Below are 18,199 nucleotides of genomic sequence, written 5' to 3' on the forward strand. Positions count from 1 at the left end.
CCACTGCATCGCAAAGACAATGTCCTTCTCCACCGACACCCCCGCCTTCACCCTGCATCGCGGCACGCGCCCGTTGCTGGTATCGATGCCGCACGTCGGCACGCACTTGCCGGCTTCGGTCTCGCAGCGCCTGACGGCCGAAGCGCGCACCGTGCCCGACACCGACTGGCACCTGGAACGCCTCTACAGCTTCGCCCGCGAGCTGGGCGCGTCGGTGCTGGTGGCCACGCATTCGCGCTATGTGGTCGACCTGAACCGCCCGCCCGACAACGCCAACCTGTATCCCGGCCAGGACACCACGGGCCTGTGCCCGGTCGACACCTTCGACAAGACGCCGCTGTACGCCGACGGCAACGGCCCCGACGATGCGGAAATCGCCGCGCGCCGCGATGCGATCTGGCGCCCGTACCACCAGGCGCTGGCCGCGGAACTGGTCCGCCTGAAGGCGGAGCACGGCACCGTCGCGCTGTGGGATGCGCATTCGATCCGCTCGGTGCTGCCGCGCTTCTTCGAAGGCAGGCTGCCTGACTTCAACCTCGGCACGGCCAACGGCGAGAGCTGCGACGCGTCGCTTGCGGACCAGCTGCTCGAGCAGGCTGGCGCGGTGGCCGGCCATACCGCGGTGCTCAACGGGCGCTTCAAGGGCGGCTATATCACGCGTCAATACGGCAAGCCGCAGGACGGCGTGCATGCGGTGCAGCTCGAGCTGTCGCAGGTCGCCTACATGAGCGAGACGTATCCGTTCGCCTACGACGAGGCGCGTGCGGCGGCATTGCAGCCGGCTTTGCGAGGGATGCTGGCGACGGCGCTGGAGTTCGTTGAAACGCGCTAGGGCGCTGGCGCGGCACGACGGCTGCCGCGCGGCGCGACAAGCTCACGTCAAGCGCTGACCGAGCCGCAGGCGGTAGAGCGAAGTGCTGGCGGCGATGAACAACGCATTGCCCTCGGCGCCGCCGAAGTCGAGGTTGCCGACCTTCTCCGGCACGGGAATATGCGCCAGCCGTGGGAGGTGCCGCCTCACCCGAACGGGTGCGGCGGCAAGGCCAAATGCGCCGCTGTCAGCGCCCGCCGGCCAGGCGGGCTTCGATATGCTTGGCGCGCTCAAGCGATCCCGGGTGCGAGCTGAGCATGCTCGACTGCCCGCCATCGAGGGTCGACATCTTGCGGAACGCCGACGCCAGGGCCTGGCGGTTGGCGCTGTTCCTAGTCAGCAGGTCGAACGAATAGTCGTCGGCCGCGGTTTCCTGCCGCTGCGAGAACTGCGCATTGACGAACTGCTCGGCGAGCGCGCCGATCTGCGACGACGACAGCGCCGTCAGCGAAGCCACGCCAGTCGACCCCAGCAGCCCGCGCGCCGCCGCCGTGGTGTAGGCCACCTGCATCGCGGCCTTGGTATGGCCCAGCGACACATGGCCGATCTCATGGCCCACCACGCCACGCACTTCATCGTCGCTGAGCAGGTCCATCAGGCCGCTGTAGACCCGCACGCAACCGTTGGCCATGGCCCAGGCATTGACGTCCTTGGTCATATACACCTTGGCATTGAGTGGCAGCCCGGTGTTGCCCAGCCCGCTCATCACATTGGCCAGGCGCTTGGCGTAGGTGCTGTCCGCCGGCGCGATGGTGTTCTTCTGGTCCATTTCCGCGCAGGACTGGTCGGAGAGCGTCTTGACGTTGCTGTCCGACAGCGTGGCGGCGGTAAAGAGGCTGCCGCCGGCCTGCGTCAGGCTTTCCATATCGGCGCCGGCACAGCCGGCCAGCAGCGCGGAACAGGCGAGGGCGGAAAGGGCGAGTCGCTTCATGGGTTGCTCCGGGAACGGGGGTTGGCAATGCCATAGGATAGGAAGCCGGGCGAGGGCGCGCCAGTGGGCGCCGTCCGACAGGTTTGGCGTGAAAGTGGCGCGAATGACACCTGATGAAGGCCGGGCCTGCCAATACGGCAGGATGCGCTTGCGCCGGACGCTTACCTTAAAGTAGGGAAGTAAGAAAGGAGGTCAAATGGCTTCTGCAACGGTTACATCAAAGGGACAAGTGGACGTCAGGAATCGCTTGGGCCTGTCAACGGGGGACCGGATCGATTCGCAAGCCAGCGAAGCCGGTGTCCATCGAGGACATGAACACGGCGATCGCGGTCCAGGGGGCTTCGGCCCGAGATCGAATTCATCCTCAACGAGGGAACCGGGAACTATGAGTTTGTTCCGGCCATTCACTCCGTGACGGCTCTCAAGGGCATTACATACTGATGGCGCGGGCATATCGACTATCGAGCCCGACAATGTTTCGGAGTTAATGCAGGGAATTGGTGCCGGGGTCGGACTGAAACAGTTGCCGGAAAGCAACGCCAGATAAGGGATTGGATTCTTTCGATCCAGGATATGCCCCCAAAAGTGCCCCCGAGCGTCCCCGCTGGGGGCGCTTTTCTATCCGCCGACCTTAACAAACCATAACACTAGCCGTTACCCCTGACTGGCTTCGGCCGCAGATTTCCGCACGGCGACGTGCTACACGCCCACCCCTCGTTGCTGCCTCGGGCAGACTTGTCACCGCTGCTTTACGCAATAGCTAGCTTCTTCTTTGGCCGAGATAGCTTCGCGTCGCGCCTCTTCCGCAGTGCTTTCGGCCTCCAGCGTCAACCGGATATTGACCAACAGCACAATGAGCAGACAAACCCTGAAAGCCCACTGGGCAGTGCGCTCTGTCATCAGCATTTTGGCCATGCCAGGTTCCCCCTTGCTCGCCTGCACTTCCAGCGCTTGTGCGCCTTCTTTCATGCCTTCCGAAGCCATCAGGTCCTCCCAAAAACCATGTCCACCGGTTAGGCGGCGCGGTCCTCATCTAGAATTGACGCCGAGGCGTCGGTGTGGCGAGCTGTGTCACTCACACCGGTAAGTCCGCCAGTGTCCGTCCTCGTGCCGGGGACGCCTCCCTTTCCCTAGGTTGCCACGAAAATTATTCACATGCCCCAGAATACAGTTGGCCCGGCGCGCACCATGGCCTTTCTGCTCATCGCTTCACTGTGTAGTTGGGCACATGCTGATTCGCGAGTGGACCCATGGAGGCAGACCGAGCTCACCGAGCAATTTATGCGGTCGATTACAAAGGCACAGTGCATGTCCAAGACCATCGCGTCGATGAAATCAGGATGCTCCTCGGATAAATGTCTGAAGACCGTGGCGGGGATCACCGGCGACTGCCTCGATTGGGCGGTCGGTGACACCGCGGCTTTCTGCGCTTCCTACGACCGAGAGTACATCAATAGGTATTGCGCCACTAATGAATTGGACGCTAGAAGGTGCCTCGTTCTATACATCGGCAAGGATGTCGAGTGCAAGGGCCGGTAGTTGCGTCATGATCGATTGGCCTAGTTTCCTCGTTGGCGCTGCTGTTGGTGCCGTTGGCTCATTTGCGACGGGCGTACTGCAAGAGTTCGGCGCTGTTTTTTTTCGTCAAGTTTCGAGGAGCCTAGGACCGCCTGAAGATGTCCCTTTGCCGCCTGACTACATGCCAAAGGCTTTCGCGCCGGGAGATTGCGCATGGGTCCGAGAATTGGAAGCCGAGCGTAAGGCAAGCGAAGGCTATACCTACTACCCAGTCGGCAACCGGAAGGCGAAGGGTTTCCGTCTTGATGGCAGCACAGCCAGTGCGAGGAAGGAATTCCTGATGGTCAAGCCTGGAGCTACGCCGCAGACCCTTCGAGAGCGGTGAGCGTTTCGTCGCGAAGATCTGGGACAAGTCCGAGCCCGGTAAGGCGTTGGGGGATTCCTATCGACGCCGGTAGAGCTCACCGTCGAATTCTTCACCGTCTATCACGACTTTTATGTCGCCGTTGCGAACGCTCTTGAGGATGTAGACAGCGGGTGAGTACGCGTAGTGGTACGAATAGGTCCGACAGACGAAGATCAGACCGTTTGCAAGGGGAATTCTCCGGTCAAAGTCACAGCCTTGGAATTCCCCTTGCACGTTGGTTTCCACTGCGACGCCATACCCCTTCTGGGCAAGCTTTTCCAGATCGGAGGCCATGGCCGAAGCACTGATAAGCAGGGTAGCTAGCGCTATGGCGCCCTTTAAGATGTTCATTCGCGTGGTTTTTTGGTGATTTTGAGACTCTCTCTGGGCGGCCCTTAGCCATAGGCACCGCGGCAGAAGTGTCGCAGTTCTCAGCGAGGCCTGTCCTAGCTCTTTCGTGGGGTAGCTCGCTCACCAGAACTTCTTCACCTCTTCCGTACCCAGCAGGCGCCTCAGTTGGCCGGATAGCGCGGCTGCCGCGCAGAATCAAGGTTGAGCGTCTAGCGCCGCTCTCCGCCTACCAGGTCAACCAGCTCACGCGCCGCAAGGATCTCGGCATTGATGAGGCGCGACAGCTCCCGCAGCTTTTCCCGGTGGCCGCCCTTCCAGGCGTTCTTCGACGCGATTGCTTTGCCTGTCGCCGATCTAGGTCCGGTCGACTGCTTCCACGGCGCCCACTGCCTAATTGCCTCGGCCTGCTTGGCCCGCCGCTCCGGTGTCCAGCCATTCGCCATTGCTCGCTTCCATTAGTTCGTTTGGCGCGGAAAGAGAATTTGCCGCGCGTGTATGCGGTGAGGCGCTGGAATATGTATGGTTGTTGACCTGCTGATGGCCCGCGGCTATGTTGGCCTGCTTGATGTATGGCGCCGGGTTCTTCAGCATCCCCAATGCCTCGGCGGTCGATCTGGCCTGCGCCTGAGCCTTCAGCGCCAGCCGCATGAAAACCTCCAGGTTCTTCATATACTCAGCTCGGCCAGAACGCTGGGCCAGGTTATGAAACAGGGTGTCCAGGGTGATGGCCTGATTCACCAGCATCCGCTCCACCCGCTCCAGGTTGCCGCCGCTGACTTCGCCGCCAACCTTTTGCAGCTCGGTCAGCACGTCAGAAACTTTTAGCTCTTCGCCGCAGTTAGAGAACTGCTTGATACTGGTGGGCGCCAGTGCCCCCCGGCTCACCAGCGCCGCTAGCATTTGCGAGTTGCTCATCCCGTCTTTGATGCCGTCGACACTCTCATTCAACCGGTAGGTGTCTGGGTTGCTGACGGCCTTCTTGGCCGGTGCGGTCGACTTTGGTGCCGCTGGTTTCCTGTTAGGCATTATTTGCTCCTTTGGTTGACTGAATCACCCGCGCCATTGGTCAGCGCACCTGCACGCCAATGGCCTGCTCCACGGCACGTAGGGCTTCCAGGCGTTGCCGGAAGTGCGCCAGATCATCAGCCAAGATGTAGGGGGGTTGCCGCCGCAGTATGTCCAGCACGTTCGCCTTGTGGGCATCAGGCCAGCCCTCGGCATCGGCCAGGATGTCAATAGCTTCCCGGATTTCCGCCAGCATCGCCGCCACGCGATCCGCAGGCATCGGCACGCAGTACGGCGTGAAGGGTGCGCCGGTCTTTGTGTCCCTTGCATATTGGATTTCATCGTCTTTTTCGTGTCCCACGTGTCCCACGTGTCCCAAACCCTCGGAACCCGCGCCAGATAAGGCTTTGCCGGTTTTTGGGGGTGGGGCACGCGACGTGTCCCGGTCATGTCCCACGTGTCCCAAGCTGGATTGCCGCCCATCGGCGTGAAAATCATGCGCCTTGGCTGGGACACGCGGGACACCAGTGGGACACACTTCGTGTCCCGGCCTCGATTGCCCGCAATCCCTTGTGTTTATTGGGTTTGCGGACTCCGGGACACTCGGGACACCTGGGACACGCGAAAATGGCTTAGGCTTGCTCAGAAGCGAAAAATCCAGCTTCACGATTCACCCTCCCACATGCGCGACGAGAACACGTAGCAGCGGACACGGCCCATCCCCGGCAGTCGCTCGCGCCGCTGGGACTTGTCGCCGTCACGCTCTAGCCAGCCATTCCCCACCAGCGCCTTGATTGCGGCTTTGGCATCGAAGCCTTGGCACACCTCACGTTTGAAGGATTCCTGCAAAACGATGTACTCGCGGCCACCATCCACGCCGGTACGGTAGAACCCGGCGCGGTTGATGATGCGTTGATCGTGATCGGCGCTCATGTCCTCGAACCGGCTTGCGCCGTGGGCCTCAAAGAAGGCGCGCACTTGGTCCAGAATGGCGCGTTCTTCCCGGTTGCCAGCGCCGCCAAAAGCATCCAGCCATGCCGCGAAACACGCCTTTGCTGCCTGCTCGGATTCGCCTTGCTGCCAGCCGGTAAGCCCATAGTGCGTCGCCAGTTCGCCAGCTACAGCCACCAGGGCAAAGCGGCGTGCAACACGTTGGACTTGTCCAGCAGCACCAGCGGGCAACACGTCGGCCACAAACTGCGCCATGCCGTTGTGCAGGAAGTCGGCCAGGCTGGAACGATCCTCTACGATCCGGCGTAGCCACTCGATGCCCACAGCGCCGTAATGTCGGGTTGCGGCGTCCTTGATGGCCAGCGCCATCTCTGCGGGTGTGCCGTGGCCATGCAATTGCTCAAACGCACCCATCCCGGCCCCGGCGTCGGCCTCAATATCGGCCAGCCGGATTTCTTGGCCCGCATTGGCGCGCTTACCAGCCCTTGCCATCAAGGCAGAAAGCGATTCCTCGCCAGCAGACAGGAACAGCAGCCGCCAGCGCGCAGACTGCCGCGCCGCGCCGGTCCGCGATGCCCGCACCTTGCCTTGCCCATTGGCCAGCAGGTATGCCGCATCTCCGGCTTCCTTGGGGTCGATCTGCGAAAGCTCGTCCAGGATCAGCAGTCCATCGTTATGCAGCGCCGCCAGTCCCTCCAGGCCGTTCGCCGTGGCCCGCCACATGCGCACGTAGGCCGAAGGCTCACCCCACACGGAAGCGGCCACCTTAAGCGCCGTAGACTTGCCGGATGACGATCCGCCGCGCAGGTGGAACCCGCCCGAGTCCTCGCCCGCCACGTCAGCCAGGGGACCAGCGAACGCGACAGACAAGGCGAACACCATGCGCGTGTTACCAGCCGCCAGTGCGCCGACAGACTGCCGCCAGTCGTCCGCCGTGCCAGCCTGGGACAGTGCAGGCTCTACGGCGTGGGCGTTCTGGAACACCACAATCTCGCCGTCATCCCCAATGGATTCATTGGCGGTCACGTAGACGCCACCATGCCAGCCCAAACGCTCCACGCAACGCGCACGGGCCTCTACCTTCCAGACTTGGACATACGATGCCAGCATGTCGCGTGCTGACTTGGTGGGGGCGATGGTCAGCCCCATGTTCGCCAGCTCTCTCCGCACGTCCGCGCCGTCGCCTTGCAGCAGTTCTATCGGCATGGCCCAACGATGCGTTACCCGGTCGTCATCGCGCCATTCCAGCAGGCGGCCCCATGCGTTGCCCTTGCCATCGCGGGTCTTGGCGATCACGCGCAGCTTGGAACAGAGGAACATGGGCGGCTTCTCGTTGCCGTCCTTGTCGGTGCCGGTATAGAACACGCCGCGCTTAGATACCTCGAAACGCCCGCCGCCGTAGCTCTGCGTCTCGGCGTCGCCGGGTTTGGCCGGTGGGGGTGCCTTGACTTCCGCCGCGCCCTCGATGCAGGTGCGCACGGCGTCAGCGCCAGCCAGCTTGTGCAGGTCGTTAAAGTCGGTGGGCGGCTTGCCATCAATCTCGGCGCCGTCCGTGAAGGTGGGCAGGGCAACCCGTCCGCCGACAGCGTGGGCAGCGCGCTCTGCATCCGATTGGCCGTTGCCAAGATCGGCGCAGATCACGATTTCTGCCGTGGGCAGCTTCGCCCGTACTGCGTGGGCCACGCGCTCCAGGTTGCCGCAGGACAGCGCCGCCAGCGCCGTGTGCCCGGTTGCCTCATGCGCAGAGATAGCCGTCGCCACGCCCTCGCCGATCAGCACGGTAACGCCGTCAACCTTCTTTGGCAGGGGATTGGTGCGCCAGTACCCGCCAACCTTCGCGCCACCGTATAGGGCCGATTTGCGCCCGTCCTCGTCGATCATTTCCAGTGTGGCCGGTTGCCCCTTGATCGAAACAGGCGCGATCAGGATGCGCCCGCTCAAAGGCTCGCCGCTGGCCTTGGGGTGGTAGCCGATCAGTTCCGCCAGGCGCTCTATAGCCATTTCCAGCAGCACGCCCGAAGGCGCGATGCTCTTGCGCACCAGATACGGATGATCCGCCGTGGCCTTGGTTGCCGCCTGCGTGACGGTCATAACCTGCGAAGCGGCGCGGCTCGCCAGCTTCTGGCGCTCGGCCTCTGCCTCTGCCTTTGCCTGTTCCGCGATCCGCTTGCGCTCGGCCCGCTCGGCGTTGGACAGCTTGCGTCCACAGTCAGCAAAGAAGGTGTGCGTCTCGCCTTTCCAGTTGCAGACGATGCCGCCCGCGCCATCGGGAAACAGCTTGATAGCGGCGTCCCCCTTGCCGCTGCGGTCGTCCAGCACATCGGTGCGATGCCACTGCCCATCGGCGGGAACGTCCTTGTATTCAATGCCCACGTCCGCGCAAGCCAGGGCCAGCGCCGTGTGTAGATCACGATCAAGCATCAAAGGTGCGTTCATTGAGCGCCCCCCTCGATGCCGCTTAGGAGGCAATGGACGACCCATAGCTCGATCAGCGTTAGGGATGGCAGGTCAGCAGTTACGCCAAGATGGGCATAGCGCACCGCAAGCTCTTGCAGGCGCATCAGCCAGGTATCACATGAGGTCGCCACCGCCATTACTCAGCCCCCATCATGTAGACGCCGATGCGGTGGGTTACACCGCTCTCCGTCTGCTCGGCGCGTCGCACCGTGAGGATTTTCTGGCCTTCGTTGTGGCGCAGCTCGAAAATGCGCGGACGCGGGTCGTAAACGTCCAGATGGCGCATCAGCTCGAAGGTGGTGATGCTCCCCAAGGCTTTGATCGCCGCCAATACCCGCTGACGCTGGGCGGCGGTATCATTGCCGGGAATCTTCTTCAGAATGTCCTTGAGGGCTGTGGCGCGATCCGCAGCCTTTTTCTTGTCCATGGCTCAGCCCTCCACCTTGTACCCGGAGGGGTCGGCCAGGAACGCGTCAATATCGCCGCGCCGCCAGCCGACAGAGCGCGGGCCAAGCTGGACGGCAGGGGGGAAGGTCTTGAGTTTGATACGGGAATAGATTGTGGAGCGGGAAAGCCCAGTTTCCTGCTCCACCTGCTTACGGCGCAGGATTGCCAGGGCGGCGTGGAATCGTTCGGCCATATTTCACCTTTAGTGAATCGTCCCGGCCTATCCGGGAACGCTTGGCCGTATTGAATATGTGGTGGGTCTGTCGTGCCAGGGAGAAATTTAGGGTGAAATTCTTCCGGAAAGAAATCGGGCGGAATTCTTTCCGCTAGAGCTTTATGTCAGCCTGATTGCGAAGTTGGTCCAGGCAACCTTGGGTGACAACCTGCCGCTCCAGTGGCACGGTGTTCTTGCGGAACATTCCTTCCACATCCCCTTGTATGTCGCGGAACAGGGTATTCGCGTAGAGCCATACAGGGATATGAACATTCTGGAAGTCGGCCCATAGCTTGAGGTCAAAGTATGGGAGAACCGCATACTTGTGCCAGCGCTTAAAGTCATGTTCCGAAAAAACTCGTTTAGAGTGAAAAGGGATGCCCCGGTTCTGTTTCACTCTTTGCACCCACTCTCTAAAAGAGTCCATGAGATCATCTAGCGGTGCATGAATATCAATTTCGGCATAGACATAATTTGCAAGGGCGGGATATTTTTCATTCCTGTGGTCATTTACCGAGTCTTCGATGGCGTCGTACTTGCCCTCAAGTCGCTCCAATATCCATTCCTCGTTGGTGTTCATCTTCCAGCTAAATGCCTCCCAGGCAGATTCATATTTCTCGTTTTGATGTAACTCGTCTGCCAGGCACATTGCATCGAGAACGCTCATGTCGCTTACTATTCCCGCGCCGACTTCACCTCTGTCGTAGGTTCTTTTTTGCTCCTGCCTAGCCTTCATTGCGGGCTGATCAAGTAACCCGGCAAGCCACGTCGAATAACGGGAATCCCATTCTTTTTGTCCCTCATCACTTAGCTTTTGGTGCATTTTTTGCAGCACCTCATTCACCTCATCACGCCCGGCCATTCCAAGTCGAGCGGAGATGTTCCAGTGCCAGTCGAAAATGTCAAAGTCGGCTACTGCCGCGTATTTTTTGAGGTCGAACCAATCGGGCGTCGCGGAGAGGACTTTTTTCATCTTTATGAGCACACCCTACGTGCAACCCTATGAAGATGGGAGCCGCGCCAGCCGGGTAGGGTGCCCGGTTTTCGATCCGTTAATCTAGGCGCGGCGTAACTGGTGCGCCGCATTGGACGCTTCCGGATTGTACTGGATGGATAAACAGTATGCGGGTCTTGGGCCCGCCCGGTCAGGATGCAGGCGCAGCAAACGGCAGCACCTTCGCGCCGCGCTTCAATTCGTCCAGGTAGTCGGCCCAACGCTGCATCATTTCCCGCCGCTCCTTGATGAACCTCGTCCGGTTGTAGGCAGCGCCCAGGGCATCCGGTACGGCGTGGGCCAATTGATGCTCAATGACTTCCGGCTTCTGGTGCAATTCCTCGTGCAGGATCGTGCGCGCCATGGCTCGGAAGCCGTGGCCGGTAATCTCGGTGCGGGTGTCGTACCCCAGCCGGCGCAATGCCGCATTGACTGCCGCCTCGCTCATGGGGCGCTCAGCAGTGCGCGCACCAGGGAACACGTATTGACCATTTCCGGTCAGGGCGTGCAGTTCGCGGAGGATGGCGACTGCTTGGGCGGCAAGCGGGACAAGGTGGTCCGTCTTGGTCTTGCTCACGCGATAGCGCCACTCGGCCCGATCTAGGTCGATCTGTGCCCACTCGGCTTTGCGAAGCTCGCCAGGGCGCACGAACAGCAGCGGGGCCAACTTCAGCGCGCACAGCACAGGGAATGTACCGCTGAACCCATCGAAGGCGCGCAGCATCTCGCCTACCTTGGTCGGCTCGGTGATGGCGGCGAAGTGGGTTTCCACCGCGGGCGGTATCGCGCCGATCAGGTCTTTGGCCGGGTCGGACTTCGCCTTGCCCTCCTTGATTGCATACCGGAACACGCGGCTTATCTCGGAGCGGACGCGGTGGGCGGAAAAGCGAGCGCCCCGGCTGTCGATGCGCTTGAGGACGGCCAGGATCTCCGGTGCGTCGATATGGGTGATTGGCCGGTTTCCAATCCAGGGGAACACGTCATTCACCAGGCGGGCCAGGGTCTTGATGTGCTGCGCTTCCTCTACAGTGCTCCGGCGCTCCGCCAGCCAGTCACGCGCCACCGCCTCAAAGGAATTGTCTGCGGCCAGCTTGGCGGCCCGCTGATCGGCCTTCTTCGCCTCACCTGGGTCGATACCCGCAGCCAGCTTTTCGCGGGCGTCGTCCCGCTTCTTCCGCGCCGCTGCCAACGGCACATCGGGGTAGACGCCAATAGCCAAGCGCTTTTCCTTGCCGCCGAAGCGGTATTTCATGCGCCAGTACTTGCCACCAGCGGGCGAGACTTCCAAATACATCCCGCCGCCGTCCGCGAGTCGGTAGGGTTTCTCGCGTGGGATGGCGTTGCGGCAGGCGGCATCTGTGAGGGGCATGGCGGCTCCTGGGGGCATTTCCTGAGGGGGCACCCGGATTTGTGCCCTAATGCCCCCAAAGATGCCCCCTAGGTGCCCCCGCTGTCAATGGACGTTCTTGGACGTTGTGGGAAACAAAAAACCCCGCAAAGCTAGGCTGGGCGGGGGTTTGTGGGCTTCTTCGGACTGCTTGGGATTTGTTCTTGGTGCCCGGGGTCGGACTCGAACCGACACGCCTTGCGGCGGGGGATTTTGAGTCCCCTGCGTCTACCTGTTTCACCACCCGGGCAGGGTGTATGGCGCCGGAACCGGTGCCGTGCTGAGCCGGGAATTATGCCGGAAATCCTGGCGTCGGACAACCGGCGCCGGGCACATCAGCGGCCGCGCAAATCCGGTAGCATGGCGCCCAGCCTCTCACACGCCCATCGTCCCGATCACCCCCGACCGCCATGACCAACCAAGCTTCGCTGGCGCGCCTCGCCAGCCTGCCTTCGCAGGACCCCGGCTTTTATGACCGGGAATACAACAACCGCGCCAATGTGCCGGACAACGCAGTGCATATGGCGCGCTGGGCGCAGTGGTCCGCCGGGGTGCGCGCACGCAGCCCCTATCTGGCGGACCTGAGCTATGCCGGCGATGACTCGCGCCATGCGCAGGGCGAGACGCTGGACTACTTCCCCGCGCAGCGGGCCAACGGGGCGCTGCCGCCGCTGCTGGTCTTCGTGCACGGCGGCTACTACCGGGCGCTGGACAAGCACGACCACAGCTTTGCCGCCAGCGCGCTGCCGGCGCTGGGGGTGGCGGTGGCGGTGGTGAACTACACGCTGGTGCCTGCGGTGACGGTGCCGGAGATCGTGCGGCAGGTGTTGCGCAGCGTCGCCTGGCTGTACCGGCAGGCGGACCGGCTGGGCCATGATCCGGACAAGCTCTTCCTGGCGGGGCATTCCGTCGGCGGCCACCTGGTGGCGATGCTGATGGCCGCACGCTGGCCGCAGCTGGGTGCGGACCTGCCGGCCGACCTGGTCAAGGGCGGGCTGTCGGTCAGCGGGCTATACGACATGGAGCCGCTGCGGCGTGCGGCCTTCCTGCAGCGCGACCTGCGGTTCTCGGAAGACGATGTCGCGCGGCTGTCACCCGCGTATATGCCGCCGGCCAGCGGTGCCCCGCTGGCGATCGCGGTGGGGGAACTCGAGGCCGCCGAATACCATCGCCAGCACGCGCTGATCCGCGCGGCGTGGCCGGCCAAGGTGGCGCATCCGGCCGCGAGCGACCTGGTGCTGCCGGACTGCCATCACTTCAATGTGCTGGACAGCTTTGCCAGCCCGGACGGTGCCCTGACGCGCGCGGTGCTGCGGCTGATGGAGCGCTGAGCGCGCACCGGGCGCAAGGGCGTCAGCCCTCCAGCACGCGCAGCAGCGACGAGGTATCGTCCTTGCCCCAGCCGTTGGCCATCAATGTGCGCAGCTGCGCCGAGGTGGCCTGCATCGCGGGCAGGTCCAGGCCGATTTCTTCGGCGATATCGCGCGCCAGCCCGAAGTCCTTGTCGTGCAGCCGCGCCTCGATGCCGGCGGCGAAGTTGCGCGCCACCATCTTGGGGCCCATCAGGTCGAGCATGCGGCTGCCGGCCATGCCGGTCGCCATGGCCTCGAACACGCGGCCGGTGTCGACGTTCTGCGCGGCGGCAAAACGCATGGCCTCGGCAATGCCTTCGATATTGACCACCTGCGCGATCTGGTTGCACAGCTTGGCAACCTGGCCCGCGCCGTGGTCGCCGATATGGGTGATGGTCTTGCCCAGCCGTTGCAGCAGCGGGCGCACGCGCTCCAGCATCTCGGGTTTGCCGCCGACCATGATGGTCAGCGTGCCCGCCTCGGCGCCCATGGTGCCGCCCGAGACCGGGCAGTCCAGCGCTTCGATGCCGCGCGCGGCCAGCGCCGCGGCGATCTCGCGCGTGACGATCGGCGAGATGGTGCTGTGGTCCACGCAGATGGTGCCCGGCGCCGCGCCGTGGACCACGCCCTGCTCGCCCAGCAGCACTTCGCGCACGTCTTCGGACGAGGTCACGTTGGTGAAGACGACGCTGGCGCCGCGCGCCGCTTCGGCCGGGGTGAAGAAGGGTTCCGCCCCCAGCGCGCGCGCGGCCTCGGCCGCTTCCGGGCGGCGCACGAAGGCGCGCACGGTGTGGCCGGCGGCCAGCAGGTGGCGGACCATGTGCGAGCCCATGGCGCCCAGGCCGATGAAGGCGACGGTGGTGGGGGTGAGAGTGGTGCTCATGCCATGCTTCCTTTCTTGATACGGCGGGCTACTTATCGCCCGCATAGGCGAACTTGCCGTTGCGGATCACCCCCATCACGCGCGAACGCTGGTCGAAGCCCTGGTGGTCCTTCGGGTTCAGGTTCATCACGCCGTTGGGGATGGTGAGATTGGTGGTGGCTTCCAGCGCGTCGCGCATGGCGGCGCGGAATTCGCGCGTGCCGGGCTGGGCGCCGGTCTTCAGCGCGCGGCGGGCGGCGTCGTCCAGCAGCATCCACGCGCCCCAGGCGTCGCCGGCAAACTGCGTGACGCTGTCGGCGCCGTACTTGCTTTCGTAGCGGTTGACGAAGTCCAGCGCCACCTTGCGCACTGGGTGGCTCTCGGGCAGCTGGCGCGCGACCACCACCGGCCCGGTCGGGAAGAGCGTGCCTTCCACATCCTTGCCGCCCATGCGTAGGAAGTCCCAGGTGGCGATGCCGTGGGTCTGGTAGACCTTGCCCTTGTAGCCGCGCTCGCCCAGCGTTTTCTGCGGCAGTACGGACGGCGTGCCGGCGCCGGCAATCAGGATCGCGTCCGGGTTGGCCGCCAGCAGCTTGAGCACTTGCCCGGTCACCGAGGTGTCGTTGCGCGAGAAGCGCTCGTTGGCGACCACCTTGATCTTGCGCACCTCGGCCAGCTTCGAGAATTCGCGCCACCAGCTTTCGCCGTAAGCGTCGGCAAAGCCGATAAAGCCGACGGTCCTGACGCCGTGGTTGCTCATGTACTCGGTCAGCACGGTCGCCATGTGCGAGTCGTTCTGCGGCATCTTGAAGGCCCAGCGGCGCTTGGCGTCGGTCTGCGGCTCGACAATGGAGGCCGAGGCGGCCAGTGCCACCATCGGGGTCTCGCCCTCGGCCACGGCGTCGAGCGCGGCGATGGCGGTGGGGGTGATGTTGGGGCCGACGATCACGTCGACCTTTTCTTCAGAGATCAGCTTGCGCACGTTGCGCACCGCCGCGGCCGGATCGGTGCCGTCGTCCAGGATCACGTAGTGCGCCTTCTGGCCGCCCAGCGTCTGCGGCCACATCAGCACGGTGTTCTTGGAAGGGATGCCGATCGAGGCCGCCGGCCCGGTGGTGGACACATCGATGCCGACGCGGATGTCGGCGCGCGCGGCGGCGCTGGTGAAGAGCAGGGCGCCGGCCAGCAGCAGGGGGCGCAGGGGCAGTGTCAGCATCGTCTCCTCCGTTCTTATATGTGACGGGAAGGATAGCCGAACTCGGCCGGCGGGGCACGCCTGCGCCCCGCCGCGGCCGTGCTGGTCAGCGCGCGCCCAGGCGCCAGAGCGTGGTCACTTCGGCGGAACGCGCCGCATGCAGCGGGTCGGCGGCATCGGTCGCGCGCGGGTGGCGCGGGCGGATATCGGAGCGGCCCAGCACCTTCAGCCCGGCGGCGTCGATCCAGCCCATCAGTTCCTCGCGCGGGCGCAAACCGAGATGCTCGGCCAGGTCCGACAGCAGCAGCCAGCCTTCGCCGCCCGGCGCCAGGTGTTCGGCCAGCCCCTGCAGGAAGCCGCGCAGCATGGCGCTGTCCGGGTCGTAGACCGCGCGCTCGACCGGCGAGCTGGGCCGGGCCGGCACCCAGGGCGGGTTGCACACCACCAGCGGCGCCCGGCCTTCGGGGAACAGGTCGGCCTGGACGATCTTGACCTCGCCAGCGTAGCCAAGCTGGGCGATGTTCTCTCGCGCGCAAGCCAGCGCGCGCGGGTCCTGGTCGGTGGCGACCACGCGCTGCACGCCGCGGCGGGCCAGCACTGCGGCCAGCACGCCGGTGCCGGTGCCAATATCGAAGGCGAGGGTCTTGGCCGGCAGCGGCTCGGCCGCGATCAGGTCGACATACTCGCCGCGCACCGGCGAGAACACGCCGTACCAGGGGTGGATGCGGTCTTCCAGCGCCGGGATCTCCACGCCCTTCTTGCGCCATTCATAGGCGCCGATCATGCCCAGCAGCTCGCGCATCGACGCCACGTAGGGCTCGCTGGCCGGTCCATAGACCTGTTCGCAGGCGTCGCGCACATCCGGCGCGCGGCGCAGCGGCACCTCGTGGCTGGCCTCGAACGGCAGCAGCAGCATGCCCAGCGTGCGGGCGCGCTGCGACTGGGCCAGCCGGTGCAGGTTGAAGGCCTCGGTCGGCGAAGCGGCCCCGCCCTTGGCCTTGTCCTTGGCTTTCTGGCCGGGGCGGCTGGCCTTCTTGGGCTTGCGCTCGGTGCGGCGGGCCAGCGCGTGCAGCAGCTGGCGCGCGTTCTGGAAGTCGCCTCGCCACAGCAGCGCGGTGCCTTCGCAGGCCAGGCGGTAGGCGGTGTCGGCGCTGGTGGTGTCGTCGGCGATGACCACGCGGCGCGGCGGCGGCAGGCCGGCTTCAGAGCGCCAGGCGGCGCTGCGCTCGACGCCGTCCTCAGTCCAGTGAATGCGGGGCAGGTCGCTCACAGGGCCTCCGGCCGGCAGGGCTTGATGGGCAGCAGATGCATGGTTGGGTTTGCTTCTTATATAGAGAGAGGCGGCGGTGGGGGCCGACCTCAGAGTTCGTAGGCTTCGTGTTCGCCGGACATGGCCTGCTCAACCAGCTTGCGGTTGAGCGTCGGCGAGAACAGCTCGATGAAGGTGTAGACAAAGCTGCGCAGGTAGGCACCCTGTTTGACGGCCAGGTGCGTCACGTTGCTGCCGAACAGGTGGCCGGCCGGGATGCCGCGCAGGTTGCGGTCGCGCTCGGCATCATAGGCGACGCCGGCGACGATGCCCACGCCCAGCCCGATCTCGACATACGTCTTGATCACGTCCGCGTCGATCGCCTCCAGTACGATGTCCGGCTCCAGGTGGCGCAGCGCGAAGGCCTTGTCGATCTTGGTCCGACCGGCAAAGTTGGCATCGTAGGTGATCAGCGGGTAGCCCATCAGGTCTTCCAGCGCCAGGTGCTTCTTGTCCAGCAGCGGATGCTCGGGTGGCGTAATCACCATATGGGTCCACTGGTAGCCCGGCAGCGACACCAGGTTCTTGTCGGCGGAGATGCCTTCGGTCGCGATGCCGATATCGGCCTGGTCGTGCAGCAGCATGTCGGCGATCTGCGCCGGGTTGCCCTGCTGGATCGACAGCCGCACCTTGGGGTAGCGCTTGGTGAACTCGCTGATCACCCGTGGCAGGGCGTAGCGCGCCTGGGTGTGGGTGGTGGCGATGGTGAAGTTGCCCTGGTCCTGTGCCGCATAGTCCATGCCGACGCGCTTCAGGCTTTCCACTTCCTGCAGGATCTTCTCGACCGAGCTCAGGATGCGGCGGCCCGGCTCGGTCAGGCTGCGGATGCGCTTGCCGTGGCGGGTAAAGATATCCACGCCCAGCTCTTCTTCCAGTTCGATGATGGCCTTGGACACGCCGGGTTGTGACGTGTAGAGCGCTTTTGCGGCCTCAGTCAGGTTGTAGTTCTGCCGGACGGCCTCACGCACGAAGCGAAACTGGTGCAGGTTCATATATCTGGGTTCGTATAAACAAACAACTTCTTATTAGTTTGAGGTATGAGGCCAGTTTATTACGATTCTCGAACTTTGTTAATTAATGGCCAGCCCTCCGTGCGTCTTCTCGCAGCAGCCACTTTGTGATGCGAGATCCACGGGCCAGGCCCCACCGAGTCCCCCATGTCTGTTGCCTATACCGTTTCCGGTCTGTTTGTAGGCGTCCTCGTCGGTCTGACCGGGGTGGGTGGGGGCTCGTTGATGACGCCGCTGCTGACGCTGCTGTTCGGCTTCTCGCCGGCCACTGCGGTCGGCACTGACCTGGCCTTCGCGGCCATCACCAAGGGCTTCGGCACCATCGCGCACCGCGCCCACGGCCATGTGCAGTGGCAGGTGGTGCGGCGCCTGTGCATCGGCAGCCTGCCGGCGGCAGTGGCCGCCATCCTGGTGCTGAAGAGCGCCGGCGAGCTCAACGCCCAGTGGCTGCATGCGATCCGCCTGACCATCGGCGTGTCGGTGCTGCTGACCGTATTGTCGCTGCTGTTCCGCAAGCAGATGCTGGCCTGGCTGGAACGCAATCCGCGCTTCCAGCTGCACGGCCGCGCCCAGGTCATTGCCACCATCGCCGTCGGCGCCGTGATCGGCGTGCTGGTGACGGTGTCGTCGATCGGCGCCGGCGCCGTTGGCGCCACGCTGATCCTGCTGCTGTACCCCCATATGAAGCCGGCTGAAGTGGCCGGCACCGACATTGCCTACGCCGTCCCGCTGACGGCGCTTGCCGGGCTGGGCCATGTGTGGCTTGGCACGGTCGACTGGAATTTGCTGCTGGCGCTGCTGGTGGGTTCGATCCCCGGCATCTGGCTGGGCGCGCAACTGTCGCGGGCGCTGCCCGAACGGCTGGTGCGTGCCGCACTGGCGACCACGCTGACGCTGGTCGCCATCAAGCTCGTTTCCTGAATTCAACGAATACTGAAC

Annotated in this window: 17 protein-coding genes and 1 tRNA gene; 3 read left to right on the forward strand and 15 right to left on the reverse strand. The window is 64.0% G+C overall.

Annotated elements, in window-relative coordinates; translation table 11 throughout:
• Positions 1-19: 19 nt before the first annotated feature.
• Entirely contained in the window at positions 20-832 is an 813-nt protein-coding gene (hutG, locus tag AC3WL8_RS02355) for an N-formylglutamate deformylase (RefSeq protein WP_492377813.1), read from the forward strand.
• A 226-nt stretch (positions 833-1,058) separates the two neighbouring features.
• Here hutG and loiP read toward each other — a convergent pair whose 3' ends face one another.
• The 11 genes from loiP to AC3WL8_RS02410 all read right to left on the reverse strand — a co-directional run bounded on the left by loiP (position 1,059) and on the right by AC3WL8_RS02410 (position 11,782).
• A complete protein-coding gene (gene loiP, locus AC3WL8_RS02360; protein WP_211980239.1) occupies positions 1,059-1,802 on the reverse strand; it encodes a metalloprotease LoiP in 744 nt (247 codons plus the stop codon).
• A gap of 738 nt (positions 1,803-2,540) precedes the next feature.
• Positions 2,541-2,786: a hypothetical protein gene (locus AC3WL8_RS02365; RefSeq protein WP_492377814.1), complete on the reverse strand. Its 246-nt coding sequence runs from the start codon at positions 2,784-2,786 to the stop codon at positions 2,541-2,543.
• 976 nt (positions 2,787-3,762) lie between these two features.
• Positions 3,763-4,020, reverse strand: a complete 258-nt coding sequence (locus tag AC3WL8_RS02370; protein ID WP_492377815.1) for a hypothetical protein — start codon at positions 4,018-4,020, stop codon at positions 3,763-3,765.
• Between the two features lie 447 nt (positions 4,021-4,467).
• The gene (locus AC3WL8_RS02375; RefSeq protein ID WP_492377816.1) at positions 4,468-5,103 is read right to left on the reverse strand and encodes a hypothetical protein; all 636 of its coding nucleotides are present in this window, start codon (positions 5,101-5,103) and stop codon (positions 4,468-4,470) included.
• A 40-nt stretch (positions 5,104-5,143) separates the two neighbouring features.
• On the reverse strand, positions 5,144-5,452 hold the full coding sequence (locus tag AC3WL8_RS02380) for a hypothetical protein (RefSeq protein WP_492377817.1): 309 nt from the start codon (positions 5,450-5,452) through the stop codon (positions 5,144-5,146).
• Positions 5,453-5,745: 293 nt separating this feature from the next.
• Positions 5,746-8,469: a TOPRIM and DUF927 domain-containing protein gene (locus AC3WL8_RS02385; protein WP_492377818.1), complete on the reverse strand. Its 2,724-nt coding sequence runs from the start codon at positions 8,467-8,469 to the stop codon at positions 5,746-5,748.
• A gap of 157 nt (positions 8,470-8,626) precedes the next feature.
• Positions 8,627-8,917 (reverse strand): helix-turn-helix domain-containing protein, encoded by a 291-nt coding sequence (locus tag AC3WL8_RS02390; protein ID WP_492377819.1) that lies wholly within the window; start codon positions 8,915-8,917, stop codon positions 8,627-8,629.
• A 3-nt stretch (positions 8,918-8,920) separates the two neighbouring features.
• On the reverse strand, positions 8,921-9,130 hold the full coding sequence (locus AC3WL8_RS02395) for a helix-turn-helix transcriptional regulator (RefSeq protein ID WP_492377820.1): 210 nt from the start codon (positions 9,128-9,130) through the stop codon (positions 8,921-8,923).
• Between the two features lie 133 nt (positions 9,131-9,263).
• The gene (locus AC3WL8_RS02400) at positions 9,264-10,124 is read right to left on the reverse strand and encodes a DUF6387 family protein (RefSeq protein ID WP_492377821.1); all 861 of its coding nucleotides are present in this window, start codon (positions 10,122-10,124) and stop codon (positions 9,264-9,266) included.
• A gap of 172 nt (positions 10,125-10,296) precedes the next feature.
• Positions 10,297-11,514 carry a tyrosine-type recombinase/integrase gene (locus AC3WL8_RS02405; protein ID WP_492377822.1) on the reverse strand — a complete coding sequence of 406 codons (1,218 nt, stop codon included), beginning with the start codon at positions 11,512-11,514 and terminating at the stop codon, positions 10,297-10,299.
• A 183-nt stretch (positions 11,515-11,697) separates the two neighbouring features.
• Positions 11,698-11,782, reverse strand: a tRNA-Leu gene (locus tag AC3WL8_RS02410).
• Positions 11,783-11,942: 160 nt separating this feature from the next.
• Here AC3WL8_RS02410 and AC3WL8_RS02415 point away from each other — a divergent pair.
• Positions 11,943-12,863: an alpha/beta hydrolase gene (locus AC3WL8_RS02415; protein WP_211980200.1), complete on the forward strand. Its 921-nt coding sequence runs from the start codon at positions 11,943-11,945 to the stop codon at positions 12,861-12,863.
• Positions 12,864-12,885: 22 nt separating this feature from the next.
• Here AC3WL8_RS02415 and AC3WL8_RS02420 read toward each other — a convergent pair whose 3' ends face one another.
• From AC3WL8_RS02420 to AC3WL8_RS02435, 4 genes are all read right to left on the reverse strand, one after another.
• Positions 12,886-13,812, reverse strand: coding sequence for an NAD(P)-dependent oxidoreductase (locus tag AC3WL8_RS02420; RefSeq protein ID WP_371827377.1), 927 nt, complete (start codon positions 13,810-13,812; stop codon positions 12,886-12,888).
• Positions 13,796-14,962: an ABC transporter substrate-binding protein gene (locus tag AC3WL8_RS02425; protein WP_492377823.1), complete on the reverse strand. Its 1,167-nt coding sequence runs from the start codon at positions 14,960-14,962 to the stop codon at positions 13,796-13,798. Before AC3WL8_RS02425 ends, AC3WL8_RS02420 begins: the two co-directional genes overlap by 17 nt.
• An 85-nt stretch (positions 14,963-15,047) precedes the next feature.
• Positions 15,048-16,211: a methyltransferase gene (locus AC3WL8_RS02430; RefSeq protein ID WP_211980197.1), complete on the reverse strand. Its 1,164-nt coding sequence runs from the start codon at positions 16,209-16,211 to the stop codon at positions 15,048-15,050.
• Between the two features lie 89 nt (positions 16,212-16,300).
• On the reverse strand, positions 16,301-17,242 hold the full coding sequence (locus AC3WL8_RS02435) for a CysB family HTH-type transcriptional regulator (RefSeq protein ID WP_211980196.1): 942 nt from the start codon (positions 17,240-17,242) through the stop codon (positions 16,301-16,303).
• Positions 17,243-17,407: 165 nt separating this feature from the next.
• On the opposite strand from AC3WL8_RS02435, the gene AC3WL8_RS02440 reads away from it, so the two are divergent.
• A complete protein-coding gene (locus AC3WL8_RS02440) occupies positions 17,408-18,181 on the forward strand; it encodes a sulfite exporter TauE/SafE family protein (protein WP_013957833.1) in 774 nt (257 codons plus the stop codon).
• Positions 18,182-18,199 lie beyond the last annotated feature (18 nt).

This window comes from Cupriavidus sp. FW305-F7 (genome assembly GCF_058782875.1).